This is a genomic window from Flavobacterium tegetincola DSM 22377 (assembly GCF_000425485.1).
Lineage (GTDB): Bacteria > Bacteroidota > Bacteroidia > Flavobacteriales > Flavobacteriaceae > Flavobacterium > Flavobacterium tegetincola.
In genome coordinates this window covers 81,576-100,607 of record NZ_KE384384.1, presented here as the reverse complement: position 1 = coordinate 100,607, position 19,032 = coordinate 81,576, and the positions used below count along the sequence as shown (strand labels likewise).

The 19,032-nt window shown below is 35.9% G+C and carries 13 protein-coding genes and 3 tRNA genes; 7 read left to right on the top strand and 9 right to left on the bottom strand.

Features of this window, described 5'->3' with window-relative positions; all coding sequences use genetic code 11:
• Positions 1-54 precede the first annotated feature (54 nt).
• On the bottom strand, positions 55-4,110 hold the full coding sequence (locus H602_RS19415; RefSeq protein ID WP_026978194.1) for a DUF7948 domain-containing protein: 4,056 nt from the start codon (positions 4,108-4,110) through the stop codon (positions 55-57).
• Positions 4,111-4,313: 203 nt separating this feature from the next.
• On the opposite strand from H602_RS19415, the gene H602_RS0111875 reads away from it, so the two are divergent.
• Entirely contained in the window at positions 4,314-6,500 is a 2,187-nt protein-coding gene (locus tag H602_RS0111875) for a B12-binding domain-containing radical SAM protein (RefSeq protein ID WP_026978193.1), read from the top strand.
• A gap of 6 nt (positions 6,501-6,506) precedes the next feature.
• On the opposite strand, the gene H602_RS0111870 is transcribed toward H602_RS0111875, so the two are convergent.
• The 4 genes from H602_RS0111870 to H602_RS0111855 all read right to left on the bottom strand — a co-directional run bounded on the left by H602_RS0111870 (position 6,507) and on the right by H602_RS0111855 (position 11,080).
• Positions 6,507-6,995 carry a hypothetical protein gene (locus H602_RS0111870; protein ID WP_026978192.1) on the bottom strand — a complete coding sequence of 163 codons (489 nt, stop codon included), beginning with the start codon at positions 6,993-6,995 and terminating at the stop codon, positions 6,507-6,509.
• Positions 6,996-7,010: 15 nt separating this feature from the next.
• A complete protein-coding gene (rimO, locus tag H602_RS0111865) occupies positions 7,011-8,327 on the bottom strand; it encodes a 30S ribosomal protein S12 methylthiotransferase RimO (RefSeq protein ID WP_026978191.1) in 1,317 nt (438 codons plus the stop codon).
• Between the two features lie 241 nt (positions 8,328-8,568).
• Complete coding sequence (locus tag H602_RS0111860) at positions 8,569-10,059, bottom strand: OmpP1/FadL family transporter (protein WP_026978190.1); 1,491 nt, start codon at positions 10,057-10,059, stop codon at positions 8,569-8,571.
• A 73-nt stretch (positions 10,060-10,132) separates the two neighbouring features.
• Positions 10,133-11,080, bottom strand: a complete 948-nt coding sequence (locus H602_RS0111855; protein WP_026978189.1) for a hypothetical protein — start codon at positions 11,078-11,080, stop codon at positions 10,133-10,135.
• Between the two features lie 101 nt (positions 11,081-11,181).
• On the opposite strand from H602_RS0111855, the gene proS reads away from it, so the two are divergent.
• From proS to typA, 6 genes are all read left to right on the top strand, one after another.
• Positions 11,182-12,660, top strand: a complete 1,479-nt coding sequence (gene proS / locus H602_RS0111850; protein ID WP_026978188.1) for a proline--tRNA ligase — start codon at positions 11,182-11,184, stop codon at positions 12,658-12,660.
• A gap of 77 nt (positions 12,661-12,737) precedes the next feature.
• A tRNA-Glu gene (locus H602_RS0111845) sits at positions 12,738-12,809 on the top strand.
• Between the two features lie 47 nt (positions 12,810-12,856).
• Positions 12,857-12,928 (top strand) — tRNA-Glu (locus H602_RS0111840).
• A 50-nt stretch (positions 12,929-12,978) separates the two neighbouring features.
• Positions 12,979-13,050: transfer RNA gene (locus H602_RS0111835), tRNA-Glu, on the top strand.
• Positions 13,051-13,208: 158 nt separating this feature from the next.
• Complete coding sequence (rpsT, locus tag H602_RS0111830) at positions 13,209-13,460, top strand: 30S ribosomal protein S20 (RefSeq protein WP_026978187.1); 252 nt, start codon at positions 13,209-13,211, stop codon at positions 13,458-13,460.
• A 251-nt stretch (positions 13,461-13,711) separates the two neighbouring features.
• Positions 13,712-15,508, top strand: a complete 1,797-nt coding sequence (gene typA / locus H602_RS0111825) for a translational GTPase TypA (RefSeq protein ID WP_026978186.1) — start codon at positions 13,712-13,714, stop codon at positions 15,506-15,508.
• Positions 15,509-15,611: 103 nt separating this feature from the next.
• Here typA and H602_RS0111820 read toward each other — a convergent pair whose 3' ends face one another.
• The 4 genes from H602_RS0111820 to cysS all read right to left on the bottom strand — a co-directional run bounded on the left by H602_RS0111820 (position 15,612) and on the right by cysS (position 18,960).
• Complete coding sequence (locus H602_RS0111820) at positions 15,612-16,070, bottom strand: RNA methyltransferase (RefSeq protein ID WP_026978185.1); 459 nt, start codon at positions 16,068-16,070, stop codon at positions 15,612-15,614.
• Positions 16,071-16,195: 125 nt separating this feature from the next.
• Positions 16,196-17,131 carry a prolipoprotein diacylglyceryl transferase gene (gene lgt, locus H602_RS0111815; RefSeq protein ID WP_026978184.1) on the bottom strand — a complete coding sequence of 312 codons (936 nt, stop codon included), beginning with the start codon at positions 17,129-17,131 and terminating at the stop codon, positions 16,196-16,198.
• Between the two features lie 62 nt (positions 17,132-17,193).
• Positions 17,194-17,442, bottom strand: coding sequence for a membrane protein insertion efficiency factor YidD (yidD, locus tag H602_RS19670; RefSeq protein WP_084404248.1), 249 nt, complete (start codon positions 17,440-17,442; stop codon positions 17,194-17,196).
• A gap of 33 nt (positions 17,443-17,475) precedes the next feature.
• Positions 17,476-18,960: a cysteine--tRNA ligase gene (gene cysS / locus H602_RS0111810; protein WP_026978183.1), complete on the bottom strand. Its 1,485-nt coding sequence runs from the start codon at positions 18,958-18,960 to the stop codon at positions 17,476-17,478.
• Between the last annotated feature and the right edge of the window lie 72 nt (positions 18,961-19,032).

Genomic DNA, 19,032 nt, shown 5'->3' with positions numbered 1-19,032 from the left:
TAAAAATAGTTAAAATTTATCTGAACTATTTTTGGTTTAACAAATGCTTATCATTTATCTTTTCAACGTAAAGTGACCTTTGTATTCCTGACCATCTTGTCGAATTACAGTAAACCAATAATCCGTGGCAGGCAAATTGTTTCCATTAAATGTACCGTCCCAAAAGGGATCTTTAGCCGTCAATTGCTTAATGAATTTGCCGTAACGGTCAAAGATTTTTACAACCAAATTCAATTCTTTTTGATAAAAATTAATGCCCCAAAAATCATTGTAACTGTCGCCATTTGGTGTAAAAAACTTCGGATACATGAGTAAATATACGTCTTGTTCTGCTACGCCACAACCAAGTGTGTCGTTTACGTAAACCGTGTATAATCCATTTGGTAAACCGTAAAACTGATTACTGGCTTGGTAATTTTGACCGTCAACTGAATATTCATAAACACCACTACCGCTTACAAAAACAGTAATGACGTTATCATTTGAAGTCCAATCTGAAGTCTCGACCGAAGTAATAGTCGCGCTTTCGGATACTGCAACACTGATATTTTTTGTAGAAGAACAAGCTAGAGTACCCGTGAACTTAGTTACAGTAACCGAAAAGTTTCCCGCTTGAGTTACTGTAATTGCTTGCGTAGTTTCTCCCGTAGACCAAAGATAACCATCAAAACCTGCATCAGCTGTAACGGTTACAAAGCCATTCTCGCAAACAGCATAAGTGTCCTCCATGCCCAATCTCGGCGAGGGAATTACTTCCAAAACCAATGTAACGACTTCATAACACGAATTGGCAAACATAACACGAACGTAAATGGCGTTTAAGCCTGTCGGCAAAGCATAGTTTGAAAAGGCAGTAATCTTGTTGGTTAAAGTTTGATTTTCCGCAGCAGAAAAATTCGTATAATATTCGAAGGTATAAGCTGCATCGTTTGCAATTAAAGCGGAATTATAACTGGATAAATTTACTACTTCAAAACCGTCGTTTAAATTATCGCATAGCATCGCACTGAAATCAGTTGCAGGAACGCCACTAATAATAGTTGCAACTAACGCAAGTCTAGAACTACTCTCGCAGCCATTCACTATTTGTGAAGTATAATACGTCAAACCGTTAGTTAAAGGAGTGGTCAGGGGAAGTACATTTCCTATTGAAGACGCATCATAGAAAAGCAAATCAGTTCCTGAAACTACAAAATCAGCCAATGTCAAAACTTGTGATTCACAAAAAGTTTGAATGGCATCACCAGTTGGAGCAGGTGTTTCATAAATTGTAGCCGTAACAGGAATTCGTAAACTTTCACAACCATCTACAGTCTGTGATACATAGTAAGTAATTCCGTTTTGCAATGGCGTGGTGTTTGTAAGCGTATTTCCATTTGCTATTGCATCATAATAAATAATATTTTGACCTATAATTGCGACATCGTTTAGAGTTGGATTCTGATCCAAACAATAGTAAAAAATTTCATTTGAAATAGGGATTGGTGTCTCTGTAATTGTTACAGTTTGCGTTTGCATACTGCTATTTCCATTGCCGTCGTTAAAATTCCAATTGATGCTGTAAACACCTCCAAGCGAATATGAAAGTGGATCATTTGTGGTCCCTATCACAGTTCCTGCACAATTATCCAAAGCCGTTGGGATTGTAGCTATTACTGTATTGCAATTGCCAATAAGCGCTGGTAAATCAGAAATAGTTGGAATAGGGCTTTCAATATCTCCTACGGCAACATTGAAAGTATAATTCTTAAAGCAATTGCAATCATTAGTTAGTAATAAATTATAGATTCCTGTATTTAATGGCAAAGCATTACTGATACTAGTATTTTGTAAGTTACTCGAATATCCATTAGGTCCAGTCCAATTGTAATTAAATCCAGGAGGAGCGCTAAATAGTATTTCTTCTCCAATACATACAGAAGAACTCACAGTTGGTTGTGCAACGATATTACAATCATTGAGATCTTCAAATGTCATTAAATAGTACGCACTGGAACTTGTGAACGTTTGTTGGTAAGAATTAGAGTCCGTTATTGAAGTATTATTTACACTTGAGGTAGATCCAGCTATAGAAATTTTAGAACCATTTATGCAGATTTTAGATTCTGAACTTTGATCAAAACCACCTACGAATGAACCCCAAATAAAATTTCCAGCACTGGAAAATTTTCCAATATAACCTTCTGCAAATCCTGATGGATCATAAGAACAATTATTTGTTATGGATACGTTTGAGAACATTCCACTACTACCGGTTGCACCTATATAAATTTCGTTTAAACGCTGTTTAATAGAATATAACTTTACACCTGAACCTAAAAATGTACCCCACAATCTTTGACCTAAGCTATTAAATTTAACCAGAAATCCGGTTTCTTGGTTTTGGTTGATAGCATCAAAGCTGTCTGAGGTCGCAATGTTATTTGTGCTATTCGTATCTCCTCCAAAATATATATCATCATTACTGTCTATTTCAATTGCCCTAATTTTATCAATTCCTTGTCCTCCATAATAAGAACTCCAATCTCTAATTCCATTCAGTGAAAATTTATAAATAATTCCATCAATGAAAGAGCCAATACTTGTTTGATGAGCTCCTGAAGTTGCTATATTAGAACTATTAATTGTATGACCAGCAGTAACTAAAAAGTTATTTACAACTTTAATTGTTTTAAGCTCATCACTGGAGTCACCTCCGCAATAGGTACTCCAGATAATTTGTCCATTTGAATCAAATTTTGCAATTAATCCATCAAACGAACTATTTGAAATGGTTCCAACACCGTTTAACAGAACTTGAAAATTATTATTTACTGATATATTTGTGTAGCTTCTAGTAGACCCCACAATGTAAATATTATTCAAATTATCAACATCAATGTCAAAAGAATAATCATCTGCCTCGCCGCCAAAATAAGTTCCCCAAATTAAAACTCCATTGGTGTTAAACTTGGAGACGAAAGCATCTTTAAATCCGGATAAATACTCTTTATAAGTGCCTGATGTGCTAATGTTTGTAGCGCTATTTGTTTCACCTGTTACAATAATATTATTTTGAGAATCCACCTTAACACCGTGAATCATATCACTTGAATTTCCACCATAATATGTACCCCAAACTCTATTTCCACTGCTGGTAAATTTTGCTATATAACCGGTTAAAGAATTTGAATTTGAAATTCCCTGATGTGCACCTGAAGAGGCAAACGTTAGGGACGAGCTATTAGTTGAGCCTACCAAAAACAAGTTTCCACTGGCATCTGCTTCTAAGTCACCCTTAAAGACATTATAACTAGAATCAACTCCTCCATAAAAAGTACCCCATAAGCGTATTGGTACAGGATCAATAACTATAGTTTTATCAGAGGACTCAAAATCTCCTTCAAAACCATAAACGTTATCTTTTAACCTTTTATAACGTACTTGAATTTCTTGTTTTTTAATAGAATCTTCAATCCAACTCAAGGGCAAAGTTTCATACATTTGTCCAAAACGGAGATTCATTTTTATTTTGTTTTCAAATAAATCTGTTTCTGCACCCTTAAATTTTAGGCGAATATCAGAAACTTTACCCCCAGGTTTCACTATAAAATTATATTCCACAACTTTAGTAGAATCTTTTGGAATAAAAAAAACTACATCTACATTTTTATAAATGTTTTGGTACGTTATTTTTTGAAATTTATATACGTTAATAAGTCCAGATGGAGTATGTACGGCGTTATAAAAATTGTCGAAATCTAAAGATTTATCTTCAGCAATAAGAATTGCGTTCTTATTAGCGTTCAAAAAATTAATATCAATTCTATGAAATTTTATTTTTGTTTTGATATCATTGTCTTTATTAGGATTCTCTAAATCGGTTAAATTTTTATCACTATTAATTATGGCATTATTTTCCATCTCATAAACATCATAAGAAAAACCATTTTTCCTGAGCTGAACATTTAATCCATTGGTGGTTAATAAGTATTTTACAGCAGGATTTGGATTGCCTTTCTGATCAATGACTTGCCCTTTATTTTCTATAAAGCCAGTAGAGGTAGTTCTATTTTGGGAAAATAAACCAACCGAAAAAAGTATAAAGAGTAAGGGTAGTAGGCGACTCATAGTTTTTTTTTTGATTGCGCGAAGATAGACAATTCAAGTCTTTGGCATAAAAATTTAAAAATTAATAATATAAACATCTGAATTTCAATTGATAATAGTTAAAAATAGTTTTTAATTGATTCATTTATATCAATTAAAAAAAGCAAACATTTAGTCCTCATTAATAAGAATATCAACTAATTTTGTAGGCTTTCGCCAAAGCTATGACCAAACTCTTCCTTTTTACTCCGCCTTTCACACAACTGAATACACCGTATCCAGCCACAGCTTACATTAAAGGTTTTTTGAATACTAAAAATGTTGAAAGTGTTCAAGCCGATTTGGGAATAGAAGTGATTTTAAAAATGTTTTCAAAGCAAGGTTTGTCTGATTTATTTGCCGAAGCGGAAAAATGCGCAAATCCAGGCGAAAATAGTAAACGTATTATTGCTTTAAAAGATTACTATATCAGTACGATAGATGCTGTTATCTTATTTTTGCAAGGAAAAAATCCCACATTGGCATTGTCCATTTGTCAAGAGGATTTCTTGCCAGAAGCGTCTCGATTTGCACAACTGGACGAATTGGATTGGGCTTTCGGAAGCATGGGAACACAAGATAAAGCGAAACATTTAGCTACTTTATATCTTGAAGATTTATCTGATTTAATAGTAGAATGTGTAGATGATAATTTTGGTTTCAGCAGATATGCCGAACGTTTAGGGCGCTCTGCAAGTACGTTTGACGAATTGTATTTGAGTTTGCAAACAAAACCAACCTATATTGACAACATACTTCTCGAAATTTTAGAACATCGAATCTCGGAAGTGCAACCTACGTTAGTTCTAATTTCAGTTCCGTTTCCGGGAAATTTATATGCCGCATTTCGATCGGCTCAATTGATTAAAAGTAAATTCCCGCACGTTAAAGTTTCAATGGGTGGCGGTTTTCCAAATACCGAATTGCGGTCACTTTCCGACGCACGGGTATTTGAATTTATCGACTTCATTACTTTAGATGACGGCGAAGTTCCTGTGGAGGAATTGATTAAAAACATTGAAAATCCTGCCTATGCTACTTTCAAAAGAACACTTTTACTGGAAGGTGGAAAAGTAGTTTACAAAAATAATTCCGCTAAAAGCGACTATAAACAGTCGGAGGTAGGAACGCCGGATTATTCTGATTTAAAATTAGACCAATACATTTCGGTCATAGAAATTGTAAATCCAATGCACCGAATGTGGAGTGATGGACGATGGAATAAGCTTACCATGGCACACGGTTGCTATTGGGGAAAATGCACCTTCTGCGACATTTCCTTGGATTACATCAAAATTTACGAGCCCATTGCAGCAACTATTCTGTGTGATAGAATTGAAGAATTAATTGCCGCAACAGGTCAAAATGGTTTTCACTTTGTGGACGAAGCCGCGCCTCCAGCACTAATGCGAGCGTTAGCTTTAGAAATTTTACGCCGAAAAATTGCCGTAACATGGTGGACCAATATTCGTTTTGAGAAAAGTTTTACTAGAGATTTATGTGTTTTGCTCAAAGCATCGGGCTGCATTGCCGTTTCCGGTGGATTGGAAGTTGCGTCAGACCGCTTGTTGCAATTAATTGATAAAGGAGTTACTGTTGAACAAGTTGCAAAAGTGACGCGAAATTTTACCGAAGCAGGAGTGATGGTACATGCTTATTTAATGTACGGTTATCCAACACAAACCGTGCAGGAAACGGTTGACAGCTTGGAAATGGTACGACAGTTATTTGAAACGGGCGTTTTGCAGTCGGGATTTTGGCATCAATTTGCATTAACCGCTCACAGTCCGGTGGGAATGTATCCTGAAAAATTTGGCGTAATTCGAGATATGGAAATCGGTACGTTCGCTAATAATGACGTTAATTTTAAAGACGAAACTGGAATTGATCATGAAAAATTCAGCTTTGGATTGTCCAAATCATTGTACAACTTCATGCACGGCATTTGTTTTGATTATCCACTGCAAGACTGGTTTGAATTTAAAATTCCGAAAACCAAAATCCCATATAATTTTATTGAAGATGCTATTTTAGAGCCAGATTCGTTTGAAGTAAAATCAAATGCAAAAATTGTGTGGATTGGTGGAACGCCTCAAATTGAATATACAACCAAATCAAAAAAAGGAAAGACATGGGAACTGATTTCACTCACTTTTCACGATAAAAAAGAATCATTTTCTGTGCAAATGAATCGCGAAGAAGGCGAATGGTTTGTAGAAATGCTGCAAAAAATTACTGTAGAAAACGCAAAACCTAAATCGTTTCAGCAAGTAAAAAGTGATTATGAAGAAAAAGGACTTGAAGATTTTGAGTTGTTTTGGCATTCAAAACCTCTCAAAACCCTCAAGTCCTTTGGACTATTAGTATTGTAAGAAAAATTAAAACATATCGCTGTCGGATTCTTCAGATTCCGAACTTTTTTTCTTCTTTTTGCCGCTCTTTCTGCCTTCTCTCTTTTCTCTATTGGTCTTTTTAAGCTCAATAAATGCCACTTTCTGCTTGTCCGTTAAGATTTCTGTTATCTTAACGTCCATTGCAGCTTTCTCAATGTTTATTTTCTCAAGTTTAGCTTCATTTGGAATGCTTTCCTCCGTTACATCTAAAGCTTTTTCATTATAATCAGAAACTATTTTTTGCAAAATAGCGACTTGAAAGCCGTCTAACTTCAGTTTTTCAGTTAAGGCATCCACCGTTGTCTTCACTACGTCAATGGAGCTGGTTTTTCGCGGAGTATTGTAACGTGTTCCCGCACCTATGCTTCGGTCCAGAACCATTCCGTCGTTACTCAATACTCGGGATTGTCCCTGTGTTTCATTACTTCCTAGAAATAATATAAAAACAATAAGTATAGAAAATAGTTTAGACATAATTTTTAAATTTAGTTATATAACAGCTTCACCGTAAAGGTCAAACTCAGTAGCTTCAGTAATTTTAATCATTACAAATTCTCCTGTTTTTAAGTATGTTTTTGTAGCGTCAATTAATACTTCGTTATCCACATCAGGACTGTCAAATTCAGTTCTCCCTACAAAATGAGTTCCTTCTTTTCGGTCAATAATACATTTAAATACTTGACCAACTTTTTCTTGATTCAAGTCCCAAGAAATTTGCGATTGCAATTCCATGATTTCATTCGCTCGCGCTTGTTTCACATCGGCAGGAACATCGTCTTCAAGTAAATATGCGTGAGTATTTTCTTCATGCGAATAAGCAAAACAACCCATTCGATCAAATTTCATTTCTTGAACCCAGTCTCTTAAAGTTTCAAAGTCTTCTTGAGTTTCTCCAGGATAACCTACAATTAGCGTCGTTCTAATGGCTATTCCAGGAACGGCTGCTCTAAAATCTTTTAATAATTTAGTAGTTTTTGCTTGAGTTGTTCCACGTCGCATTGATTTTAAAACGGAGTCAGAAATGTGCTGCAACGGGATGTCAATGTAATTACAAATCTTAGGTTCGCGTTTCATCAAGTCCAAAACGTCCATCGGAAATCCAGTTGGAAACGCATAATGCAAACGAATCCATTCAATCCCTTCAACTTTTGCTAATTCTTCAAGCAATTCGGCTAAATTTCTTTTTTTGTAAATATCTAATCCGTAATAAGTCAAATCTTGTGCAATCAGAATCAATTCTTTCACACCATCTCTGGCCAAACCTTGCGCTTCTTTTACCAATTTTTCAATAGGCTGAGAAACGTGTTTCCCTCTCATTAACGGAATAGCGCAGAAACTACACGGTCTATCACATCCTTCGGCAATTTTTAAATACGCATAATTTTTAGGCGTCGTTGTCATACGTTCTCCCAATAATTCATGTTTGTAATCCGCACCTAACGCTTTTAAAAGAGCAGGTAATTCTGTAGTTCCAAAATATTGATCCACATTAGGAATTTCTTTTTCTAAATCCGGACGGTATCGTTCAGACAAACATCCAGTAACAAAAACTTTGTCCACAAGACCTTTCTCTTTTTTATCTGCATATTCCAAAATCATATTTACAGATTCGGCTTTCGCATTGTCAATAAAACCGCACGTATTGATTACAATGATGTTTCCTTCTGATTCCGCAGGTGCTTCATGTTCCACTTCTTTTCCGCTGGCTTTCAGTTGACCCATCAAAACTTCACTGTCATAAACATTTTTAGAACAGCCAAGGGTAATTACATTAATTTTATTCTTTTTTAAAGATTTGGTTCTCATAGTATTAGGTTCTCAAATTTTTTTAGAGGGTGCAAAATTACGTTTTTATTTTTAGAAGCGGGTAACATTTGGCTTTTTTAGGACGGCTTGGTCCCGCTTTCCTTCCAAATCTCCCAAAGTCAGTGCTTGTACCTCGCACCCACTTTGGAAGGATTTTCCCACCAATCGGGGCTAGGTCGCGGCACCAGTCTTTATTAGTTAGGTTTTCGATTTCTTTCTTTAATAATACTATTTTAAAATACTACAATTCAAATCCTAGAGTAAGTGTAATGTTATTTTGAATTGCTTGGATGCTAGAGGTGTCAGTCAATCCTTGTGTGAAAAACGCTTGGTTGTTGTCTCTTTTAGAGTAGGTATATGCCATGTCCAATTTAATGTTGCCAAAATTATATCCCAATCCAGTAGAATAACTATTTAAATTTCCAATAGTGCTACTGTTTTTATACGGACTTTCTTCAAAACGGTAACCGCCTCTTAAACTCCACTGTTTGATTCGGTATTCCGCACCGATTCGTAAATCATTTGAAACATCTAAGGTATTATTTAAAGCGTTATTTACAGTAGTAAATTCATTTGAAGGACGGAATTTAGTATTGCTGTAATCACGTAAACTATAATCCACACTTAATAAACCAGATCCTCCAAAAATGTACGCCAAACTTCCTGTATATTTGGATGGAGTTTGCAAGCGGTAGGTAGGATAGTAAATAACTAGATTTGGATCAGCAAAAAAGTTAGTGTCATTGGTGCCGCAATCCGCACAATTTACGGAAAGGGTTTGTTTTAATTCGTCATTTAAGCTGTACCAGGTTGGCGATTCATATGCCAGTCCCACGCGAAATTCGTTCGTGACTTTCGCAATAGCACCAATTTGCATCGAAAATCCAGAACCATACGTATACAGTTGATTGGTAAATCGAGAAGCTTGCACTCCGGCAGTAGTATTATTTCCTGGTGAATCCTGATAATCCTCATAAAAACTAGTGTAATTTTCAAAATCCACGAAATGTGCATTAAGATTTACTCCAAAATAAAAACGCTGGTCGTATTCCGCTCCAAGATTAAATGCAATTTTACCATTATAACCATTAGATTCTACCCTATTTTGTTGGTAATAATTTCCGTTGGGATTAACAGCCGAACTGTATTGATTGCCAGCTTCAGGGTTGATCAAATATCCATTGTATCCCAAAAAGGCTTGTTGTTCATTATAGTTTAATGCTTCGTAGGAATTGCCCGTCAAAGTGCTTTCTGGAATTCCATTGGCATAACTGCTAAAATAATTGGAAACAGAATTGGTAGGATTGTAACCTTGCGTGTAAATGGAGTTGTTAAAATTATTGGTTTTGTCATAGTTTAACGCCAAAGACATTTTAGTCCATTTGCTGTCGGGATTGGTGTTGTTAAAAACCCAAACGCTTCCAAATTGATTCATATCAAATGACGAATCTTTCGTGTCGTTCGCTGTTCCAAAATAGGTTGAAGTATTTTTTTTGTTTTGATTGGATAAAGTTACCGCAGCAAAATTGCCTGTAAATACGGCAGATCCTGCAGGATTGACTGATAGTGAAGAAAGATCGCCACCTAACGCGCCAAATGCACCACCCATAGCTCTAAATCGGGCGGTTCCATTAATGTCGTCATTTGCATATTGCAAAGCGTCTGAAACTTGCTGTGCTTTTACAGTTGTAAATGCGGAAACTATAATAATAAAAGAAAGTAATTTTTTCATGATATAAATTTAAATTCAAAAAAAAACCTATGCTTCAAAAAATGGAACATAGGTAGTATTTGTAGAAAAGTGATTATCGTCTTCCGCTACCTCCAGATGAACTTCCGCTTCCAGATGAGCCACCACTTCGCGTTGACGAACCTGAAGATTGTGTTGGAGTTGAAGGTGTATATTGTGGTGTAGTTGTTCGTGTAGGTTGGGTTGTAGTCCTTGTAGGTGATGTAGTAGTTCTTGTAGGGACATTTCGAGTACTATTATTTCTGTATATAGTCGAATTTGAGTTGCTACGTGTTGTGTTAGTATTATAATTACGAACAGAGTTTGAACTTCTGGTAGTAGTCTGATACGTTCTCGTAGTTCCGTTAGTATTTCTCGTGCTATAGTTGCTTCCAGTATCGAAAGAGCTCCTTGAATTAGAATAGGAGTTGTTTCTTCTTCCTATTCCTGGTGCATAATTATTACCGTAGTAATTGTTTCCGTAATAATTGTTGTTCCAGCCACCGTAATAAGGATTGTTCCATCCGTAGTAACCTCCCCAACCATAATTTCCAGCCCAACCGTAGCCTCCGCCCCAGCCATAATTTCCACCCCAACCGAAATTATTCCAGCCAAGTCCCCATCCTGGACCATACCAAGAACTATATCCCCAATAAGGAGTGTAGTAATTATTATATCCCCAAGAATCTTGGTAAATATTTACAGTAACATTGTCAGAGTCTGAACCCCAGCCGCCATAATTTTGTTCTACCGCATTTGGGTTTTCTTCATTGTAATTATTTGAAGAATAATCGTCTACGTCTGTAAGTACTTCTGCGTCTTGCTTAGATTCAAAATAATTTTTGTAACCTATGCCGCTAGCTGAGTAACTATTGTCAGTACCTCTTTGGGAATTTGAATAAATGCCGTCTCGATCTTCACGACCGGAATTCTGGTACGTTCCACAAGAAATAAAAGACAATGTTAATATACCAGCAAGCAGAAATAAAGAAAAGCGTCGGGAAAAAATATAGTAAGTTTTCATATCTATGGGGGTTTTTATTGTCGGTCTATACAAAAATAGTTAGTTTTGTCGAACTATTTAGTTAAAATAAGTTAAACAATTTTTATGCCAATCTATTCATTATGAGTAAGAACTTAACAACGCGCGAACAGGATTATTCCAAATGGTACAATGAATTGGTTGTCAAGGCAGACCTAGCCGAAAATTCAGGAGTAAGAGGATGTATGGTTATCAAGCCTTACGGCTATGCAATTTGGGAAAAAATGCAAGCAGAATTGGATCGAATGTTTAAGGAAACAGGACACAGTAATGCGTATTTTCCCTTATTTGTTCCTAAAAGTATGTTTGAAGCCGAGGAAAAAAATGCGGAAGGATTTGCAAAAGAGTGTGCTATTGTGACACATTATCGCTTAAAAAATGATCCAGATAAACCTGGAAAACTAATGGTAGATCCAAATGCAAAGTTGGAGGAAGAATTAATTGTTCGACCTACGAGTGAAGCAATTATTTGGTCTACGTATAAAGGTTGGGTGCAATCTTATCGCGATTTGCCCTTGCTAATCAATCAATGGGCCAATGTGGTGCGTTGGGAGATGAGAACGCGTCTGTTTCTAAGAACTGCAGAATTTTTATGGCAAGAAGGTCATACGGCTCATGCTACGCGAGTGGAAGCTGTTGAAGAATCAGAGCGCATGATGAATGTGTACGCTGAATTTGCAGAAAATTTCATGGCAATTCCAGTGGTTAAAGGTCTGAAAACAGAAACAGAGCGATTTGCAGGTGCAGAAGAAACGTATTGTATAGAAGCATTAATGCAAGATGGTAAAGCGCTTCAAGCGGGTACTTCGCACTTTTTGGGGCAGAATTTTGCAAAAGCATTCGACGTTAAGTTTGCTACGGCAGAAGGAAAACAAGAATATGTTTGGGGAACTTCGTGGGGAGTTTCAACACGTTTGATGGGTGCTTTGGTCATGACGCATTCAGATGACAATGGATTGGTATTGCCACCGAATTTAGCGCCAATTCAGATTGTAATAGTGCCAATTTATAAGACAGACGAAGAATTTTCTGCGGTTTCTGAAGCAGCACATACATTAGTAAGTCAATTTAAAAAATTAAAACTTTCAGTTAAATTTGATGATCGCACTACTCAAAAACCAGGATTCAAGTTTGCGGAATGGGAATTAAAAGGAGTGCCTGTTCGGATTACTATTGGGCCAAAAGATTTACAAAATGGTACTTTTGAAGTAGCACGGCGCGATACATTATCGAAAGAAGTTGTCTTGAAAGACGAAATTGTGAAGCATGTGAGTGTTTTGATGGATACAATTCAAGATGATTTATTTAAAAAAGCGCTTGATTATAGAAATGATCATATTACCGAAGTCAACTCATTTGAAGAGTTTAAGACGGTCTTGGATAATAAAACAGGTTTTGTATCAGCACATTGGGATGGGACGCCTGAGACGGAGGAGAAAATCAAGGATATAACCAAAGCAACGATTAGATGTATTCCTTTGGATCGAGTGGAAGAGGCGGGAAGCTGTGTCTTTACTGGAAATCCGAGCAAAGGAAGGGTGTTATTTGCAAAGGCATATTAAATTTTTCAATTTTTTTTACTTGTACTCTTGTACGATTCAAAAATAGATGTATCTTTGCAACCGCAATACAGAAACAAGGCCCGTTCGTCTATCGGTTAGGACGCATGGTTTTCATCCATGTAAGAGCGGTTCGATTCCGCTACGGGCTACTATTTTTGTTTTGTGATACAGGTTTCCTTTACTTTAAAGGAATAATGGCCCGTTCGTCTATCGGTTAGGACGCATGGTTTTCATCCATGTAAGAGCGGTTCGATTCCGCTACGGGCTACAATATAAGATCTGATTTTTTTTGGATTGAAAATGAACTTAGAGAATACTGGTCCGTTCGTCTAGGGGTTAGGACGCCAAGATTTCGTCTTGGTAACAGGGGTTCGATTCCCTTACGGACTACTGAATTAGTTGTAAATAAGTTTTGTAAAATAGAGAGCTGGTGTCTCGGTTTTTTATTTTATTAGTTAAAACCAAAGTGATTGTTTATCAATTGTGGGAGGTTTTTCTTTTTTAACTGATATTTATAATAATTATTACATCTAAAAAATTAAAACGAAATGGCAAATCATAAGTCAGCATTAAAAAGAATCAGAAGTAACGAAAAAAGAAGAGTATTAAACAGATACCAGCACAAAACTACTCGTAACGCAATTAAAGCATTACGTATGGCGACTGACAAATCTGATGCTTCTGCAAAATTATCAGCTGTAATTTCAATGGTAGATAAATTAGCTAAGAAAAATATTATTCACAATAATAAAGCTTCAAACTTAAAATCTAAGTTAACGAAACACGTAGCTAAATTGTAATTTTTGCATTTAGTTAAATATACAGAAAAGCACTCAGAAATGAGTGCTTTTTTTATTTGAATTATTAAACCGCCGACGTACCTTTTACGAAAATTTGAATTATTTTGACCTTGTTTTTAGCTTTTTAAATCACTCTTTTCAGTAATAAAAAGGCTTTGTAACCTATTAATTACATTATTAATGAGTTAAGTAAAAAATTATTAATTTTTTTTTCAAAAAAAGCGTACATTTGCACCCACAAAAAATATTAGATGGAATCTATAAGAAACATTGCAATTATTGCCCACGTCGATCACGGTAAAACTACTTTGGTGGATAAAATTATGTATCACTGTCAACTTTTTCGCGATAACGAAAATACTGGTGACTTAATCCTTGACAACAATGACTTGGAGCGTGAAAGAGGTATTACTATTACTTCTAAAAACGTTTCAGTACAGTATAAAGGAACAAAAATTAATATTATTGATACTCCTGGTCACGCCGATTTTGGTGGTGAAGTAGAGCGTGTTTTAAACATGGCCGATGGTGTGTGTCTTTTAGTCGATGCTTTCGAAGGTCCAATGCCTCAAACGCGTTTCGTTTTGCAAAAAGCAATCGATTTGGGTCTTAAGCCTTGTGTAGTTATCAATAAAGTAGATAAGGAAAACTGTACTCCTGAAGAAGTGCATGAAAAAGTTTTTGACTTAATGTTTGAATTAGGTGCTCAAGAGTGGCAGTTGGATTTCCCAACAGTATACGGTTCAGCTAAGAATAACTGGATGTCGGATCACTGGGAAAATGTAACAGATAATGTGGAAGCATTATTGGATATGGTTATTGAAAATGTACCAGCTCCTAAAGTTTCTGAAGGAACGCCACAAATGTTAATTACATCTTTAGATTTCTCTGCATTTACAGGACGTATCGCAATTGGTCGTTTGGAAAGAGGAGTTTTAAAAGAAGGAATGCCAATCTCTTTGGTAAAAAGAGACGGTTCTATTTCTAAATCTCGTATCAAAGAACTACATACTTTTGAAGGACTTGGTCGTAAAAAAGTAACTGAAGTGATTGCTGGAGATATCTGTGCAATTATTGGTGTAGAAGGTTTTGAAATTGGTGATACTATCGCTGATGCTGAAAACCCAGAAGGTTTAGCTTCTATTGCTATTGATGAACCAACGATGAGTATGTTGTTTACAATTAATGATTCTCCTTTCTTTGGAAAAGAGGGTAAATTTGTAACTTCTCGCCACATTAGAGAGCGTTTGACAAAAGAGTTAGAGAAAAATTTAGCCATGAAAATGGGTGAAACGGATTCTGCTGATAAATTCATGGTTTTCGGTCGTGGAGTACTTCACTTATCTGTTCTTATTGAAACAATGAGAAGAGAAGGATATGAGTTACAAATCGGTCAACCACAAGTTATCATCAAGGAAATTGACGGTAAAAAATGTGAGCCAATTGAGGAATTAACAATCGACTTACCGGAAAATCTTTCTGGTAGAGCAGTTGAATTTGTTACGATGCGTAAAGGTGAAATGTTAAGCATGGAAACTAAAGGCGAGCGTATGATTGTAAAATTCAACATTCCATCTCGTGGAATTATCGGATTGCGTAATCAATTGCTTACTGCTACAGCGGGTGAGGCTATTATGGCACACCGTTTTATTGGATATGAGCCTTACAAAGGAGAAATTGCTGGACGTAATAAAGGTTCATTAATTTCTATGGAAAAAGGAAAAGCTATTCCTTATTCTATTGATAAATTACAAGATCGTGGTAAGTTCTTTATTGAGCCAAATTCAGATATCTATGAAGGGCAAGTAATTGGAGAAAATTCACGTGCTGATGATATGTCTGTAAACGTAACGAAAGAGAAAAAACAATCTAACGTACGTTCTTCTGGAAATGATGAGAAAGCGAGAATTATTCCTCCAATCATTTTCTCTCTTGAAGAAGCATTAGAATACATTCAAAAAGATGAATACGTTGAGGTTACACCAAAATCAATTCGTTTGAGAAAAATATATTTGACAGAAACAGATAGAAAAAGATTTAAAGTCTAGTTCCAATTTGTTTTAAAAATCAAAAGCCATTCTGAAAAGAATGGCTTTTTTTATAGCTTAATTTTAAACTTGAATTAGTTGTAGTGTTGATGAAATTAATGCGCTAAGATCTGGGCTTATTAATGCCTCGATCATAAAGCACAATGCTTCCGGCAACCGAAACGTTTAAGCTTTTTTCCGACTTAAATTTTACAAGAAAATGACATTTTTCAATGGCTTGATTCGTAAGTCCGTTGTCTTCCGCGCCAAGCAAATAAACACAACGTCGCGGATGTTCAAAAGTCTCTAAATCTTCTGCTTTATCATCCAATTCTACGCCAACCAATCGGGCGCCTTTTGGCAAATTTTTAAAGAAGTCGTCAAAATTCTCGTAATGAAAATAAGGCATTGATTTTACGGCATTGTGTGTGTCGCATGCTTGTTTGGCATACCGATTTCCAATGGTGAAAATATAACTCGCACCAAGATTTTGAGCACTTCGCCACAAAACCCCAAGATTTTCTGGGGTTTTGCCGTTTAATATTCCTATGCCAAAATATTCAGTGGTGAAATTGTCATTCATAATTTATAAATGCGAGCTTTGAATTACAAAATGGAACGTTAAATGTATATAAGTTACTAAAGGAGTTTAGTCTGTGATTTCTATGTAAGAATCACAAAAATAATCCACTCTCGTGCATCCGAAAATTATAAATAGGTAACTTTTTTTGCTTTGACAATAAAGAATAATCCAATAAGTATAAAAGGAATGCTTAACCATTGTCCGGTAGAAAGTAAGCCTAAAGCAGATTCAAAACCACCTTGACTTTCTTTGACATATTCTACAATAAATCGAACGGTAAATAACAAGACTAAAAACAATCCGAATAGCAAACCTTGCTTTTCTCTCATGTCTGTTTTCCAATAGCCGTAAAATACAACAAGAAACACAAAGATGTAACCAAAAGCTTCGTACAATTGTGAGGGATGTCTAAATGGAATTGCCGCTACTACATCGCTAAATTGCGGATTATTTTCTAATGCGTGAAATGCTGCGTTTTGATTTGGAACATTTGTAATTTGCTGTACATTTCTTCCTGCCCAAAATTCGTCTTCTCGGATAAATTTTACTGCATAAAAGTGATCACCAGAAGTAGTATGTCCGTAAATTTCAGAATTAAAGAAATTTCCCAATCGTACAAATATTGCCCCACTTGCACAAGGAATTACTACGCGGTCTAAAAGCCAAAGCAACGGACGCTTCATTACTTTTTTGCTAAAATAATACATAAAAATAATGATGACAATGACAGCTCCATGACTGGCCAAACCGCTAAATCCTGTAAATTGAAAAGTAGGTACTGTCTTGAATGGTAAGAAAACACTTAACGGATCTTGTGTAAATAATTCGGGTTGATAAAAAATCACGTGACCCAATCGCGCACCAAGTAACGTAGCAAGAACGGTCCAGATAAACAAAGAATCTAATTTTTCTATAGGTTCATTTTCTCGTTCAAATATGTGTTTCATAATGTACCAACCAAGTCCGAAGGCCACAACAAACATCAAGCTGTAATACCGAATGATAAAAAATCCTAAATCCAATCCTTCTGATGGATTCCAAACTAGTCCCAATAAATGCATGTTAATTTTCTTTAAGTTTTGTAAAAATAGAAATTTGAATCTGAATCTCGATCAATATTCTATTAATGTTTATGATTGCAACTTTTAGGTGGCACCGGATCATAACCGCGTTTGCCCCAAGGATGACAACTCAATATACGTTTAACACCTAAGAAGCCGCCTTTAAATAATCCGTGGATTTTAAGCGCTTCGAGTGTATATTGCGAACAGGTAGGTTCAAATCTGCATGCGGCAGGTAAAAACGGGGAAATTCCCAGTTGATAGAACCGAATTAAAAAGATAAAAGGTGCAATGATTATTTTTTTAAACATATTCTATCTGCTAAGACTGAAATTGAACACTCCTTATTTAACGCTAAATGTAGTACCTTCTTTTCCATCTTTCAGTTGAATGCCTAATTCGGTCAGCTTATCCCGAATTAAATCTGACATTGCAAAATCCTTATTGGCACGGGAAACATTTCTCATGTCAATAAGCATATGTACCAGTCCTTCTACTTTATCACCATTCTCAGTCGAAGTTTTCGAATTTTCCAATCCCAAAACATCAAAGATGAAAGTCGTAAAAGTTTGTGTTAGTTCAAGTAAGTCAGCTGCTGTAAGTGTTGCCGAACCCTCTTTTAAAAGATTTATAAAACGAACACCTTCAAATAAATGTGCAATTAAAATAGGCGTGTTAAAATCATCATTCATGGCTGCATAACAATCAGCTTTCCATTTTGCAACATCAAGCGAAGATTGACCTTGGGCTGAAAGTTCTTTTAAATTAACTACAGCTTCTATTAATCGATTGAATCCTTTTTCGCTTGCCAACATCGCATCATTCGAAATATCTAAAACACTTCTATAATGCGCTTGCATAAAGCAAAAACGAACAATATTAGGATGAAAAGATTTTTCAAAAAAATCATTATCACCTGAAACGAGTTGCATAGGTAATATATAATTGCCTGTAGATTTACTCATTCGCAAGCCATTCATGGTAAGCATGTTCGTGTGCATCCAATAATTTACTGGAGTCACGCCGTTGCATGCTTTTCCTTGCGCAATTTCACATTCGTGGTGCGGGAATTTTAAGTCCATTCCGCCGCCGTGAATGTCAAAACGTTCGCCAAGGTATTTTGTACTCATAGCGGTACATTCTAAATGCCAACCTGGAAAGCCTTCGCCCCAAGGTGAATTCCAACGCATAATATGAGCGGGAGTAGCATGCTTCCAAAGTGCAAAATCTTGCGGATTTTTTTTCTCACTTTGTCCTGCTAAATCTCTGGTATTAGAAACAACGTCATCGTTATTTCGGTTGCTTAATTCGCCATAATTTAAACCTTTCGCATTATAAGCAGCCACATCAAAATAAACGGATCCGTTGCTTTCATAAGCAAAGCCTAGTTCAATTAATTTTTCAACAAGCTCAATTTGCTCTATAATATGTCCAGTTGCCGTAGGTTCAATGGTAGGAGGTAGGAAATTAAAAAGATCCAACACTTTACGAAAATCTACAGAATACTTCTGCACTATTTCCATTGGTTCTAGTTTTTCCAACCTTGATTGTTTTACAAATCGGTCGTTATCCACATCGCCATCATCCGTTAAATGACCGGCATCTGTAATATTTCGAACATAGCGTACCTTGTAATCTAAATGCATTAAATACCTGTAGATCACATCAAAGGACATAAAAGTACGCACATTTCCCAAATGCACATTACTATAAACCGTAGGGCCACAAACGTACAATCCTATATTTCCTTCATGAATAGGTGTAAATAACTCTTTCTCACCGGAAAGCGAATTGTAAATCTTGAGCGACTGATTTTTATATAATGGCATTTTGTTTGTTTTTTTAAGGAGCTATTTCCTGCTGTACGCTAAATCTTTTTAGGGCTGCATCCCGAAATTTCG

Coding starts and splice junctions, on each gene's coding strand:
- H602_RS0111820 (WP_026978185.1), bottom strand. CDS start 16,070: ATGAATGACAATTTCACCACTGAATATTTTGGCATAGGAATATTAAAC.
- H602_RS0111860 (WP_026978190.1), bottom strand. CDS start 10,059: ATGAAAAAATTACTTTCTTTTATTATTATAGTTTCCGCATTTACAACT.
- H602_RS0111870 (WP_026978192.1), bottom strand. CDS start 6,995: ATGTCTAAACTATTTTCTATACTTATTGTTTTTATATTATTTCTAGGA.
- rpsT (WP_026978187.1), top strand. CDS start 13,209: ATGGCAAATCATAAGTCAGCATTAAAAAGAATCAGAAGTAACGAAAAA.
- rimO (WP_026978191.1), bottom strand. CDS start 8,327: ATGAGAACCAAATCTTTAAAAAAGAATAAAATTAATGTAATTACCCTT.
- cysS (WP_026978183.1), bottom strand. CDS start 18,960: ATGCCATTATATAAAAATCAGTCGCTCAAGATTTACAATTCGCTTTCC.
- proS (WP_026978188.1), top strand. CDS start 11,182: ATGAGTAAGAACTTAACAACGCGCGAACAGGATTATTCCAAATGGTAC.
- H602_RS0111875 (WP_026978193.1), top strand. CDS start 4,314: ATGACCAAACTCTTCCTTTTTACTCCGCCTTTCACACAACTGAATACA.
- yidD (WP_084404248.1), bottom strand. CDS start 17,442: ATGTTTAAAAAAATAATCATTGCACCTTTTATCTTTTTAATTCGGTTC.
- H602_RS19415 (WP_026978194.1), bottom strand. CDS start 4,110: ATGAGTCGCCTACTACCCTTACTCTTTATACTTTTTTCGGTTGGTTTA.
- H602_RS0111855 (WP_026978189.1), bottom strand. CDS start 11,080: ATGAAAACTTACTATATTTTTTCCCGACGCTTTTCTTTATTTCTGCTT.
- typA (WP_026978186.1), top strand. CDS start 13,712: ATGGAATCTATAAGAAACATTGCAATTATTGCCCACGTCGATCACGGT.
- lgt (WP_026978184.1), bottom strand. CDS start 17,131: ATGCATTTATTGGGACTAGTTTGGAATCCATCAGAAGGATTGGATTTA.